Source organism: Paraglaciecola sp. (assembly GCF_030730205.1).
In the GTDB taxonomy this organism is placed as follows: Bacteria; Pseudomonadota; Gammaproteobacteria; order Enterobacterales; family Alteromonadaceae; genus Paraglaciecola.
In genome coordinates this window covers 7,489-8,656 of the sequence record NZ_JANQVQ010000280.1, presented here as the reverse complement: position 1 = coordinate 8,656, position 1,168 = coordinate 7,489, and the positions used below count along the sequence as shown (strand labels likewise).

Annotated in this window: 1 protein-coding gene and 1 riboswitch; the gene reads right to left on the bottom strand. The window is 42.4% G+C overall.

Annotation, left to right across the window (positions count from 1 at the left end):
- Nucleotide 1 precedes the first annotated feature (1 nt).
- Complete coding sequence (locus tag NWQ57_RS17975; RefSeq protein WP_306023552.1) at nucleotides 2-691, bottom strand: AAA family ATPase; 690 nt, start codon at nucleotides 689-691, stop codon at nucleotides 2-4.
- Between the two features lie 105 nt (nucleotides 692-796).
- Nucleotides 797-900, bottom strand: a riboswitch (cyclic di-GMP riboswitch).
- Nucleotides 901-1,168 lie beyond the last annotated feature (268 nt).

Here is a 1,168-nt window from a genome sequence, read left to right as displayed (position 1 = left end):
TTCAGCCGACGGCGCGGATTTTTTCAAACTGCTCAGAGACATCTTGCTGTCCTTTACTAAAGAGTTCTTCAACAATGGCTCGTATTTCACCTGCGGCTTTGCCATCAGGCTCGATTTCCATCACAGAACGACCTGATTCTTCGCTATCGTCATACATGTTGCGACTAAAGGTAATGGCATCAAGCACGTCAATTTCAAAAGAACGGCATACCTCTTTTGCTTCTAATATTCGAGAGGCCAAAGACGGCAAAGACGGACACTGGGTAATAACAAAAGCCGCATTCATTTTGGGGTTAACCATTTTGCAGGTCGAGATAATATCTTCCATGTGGGGCACGGTTTTTAAATCACGACGTTTGGGTCGCAAGGGAATTAACACATGGTTTGCTACCGACATTGACGAGCGTAGCGCCATATTGTCTTGGCCACCACAGTCAACAATTACATATTGATAGTGGTTGTTTAAACTCAGTAGTTCGTTACGTATTTTACCGTAGAGTTGAACGCAGTTTATGTTGCTCAACTGCGTATTAGCCCCTCGTTCTTGTATCCAATCTGATGTGGTACGCTGAGGATCGCAGTCGACCATCAAGACCGTAGACTTTTTCTCAACACGTAAATGCACCGCTATATTTTGTGCAAGACAGCTTTTACCACTGCCACCTTTTTCGCCACCAACTAAAATAATCATATCTGCTTCCTCAATCACACGAGTTAAGCGCCAAAGTAAGCCATCGTGTACTGCTATTGAATATGGGTAAGAATATGAAAAAGTGGGCGTGAAACAACGCTCCCTTCTGGCAACTCCGCTATCGTAGTTCATGTATGATGAAGACATCAATAAACCTTAGACCGGAAGCTTTGCGTCATTGTTTTTCAACAATTTTGCCTTTTTCATGTGGCTAACAGTAAAACTGCTCAGTGAATTTTTCCACCTGTTAGAGGCATGGCAGTTAATGCCAAGGCATGAATATTAATACCTTAACCAGGCAAATTTAAGCGTTTGAAATGCTGACCCGGGTAGTTTATTATGCTTTTCGTTTTTATATTATCAGGGAAGACTGATGAAAATTAATGCCTCTATTGCCCTATTGGGCAGCCTTGTATCATTGCTTAGCCTAACTACTTTTGCCCAAAACACCGAACTTTCGGAACATATCGAAACCAT

What these genes read in the sequence shown, in the direction of transcription:
- NWQ57_RS17975 (WP_306023552.1), bottom strand. Translation starts at nt 691, where the DNA reads ATGATTATTTTAGTTGGTGGCGAAAAAGGTGGCAGTGGTAAAAGCTGT.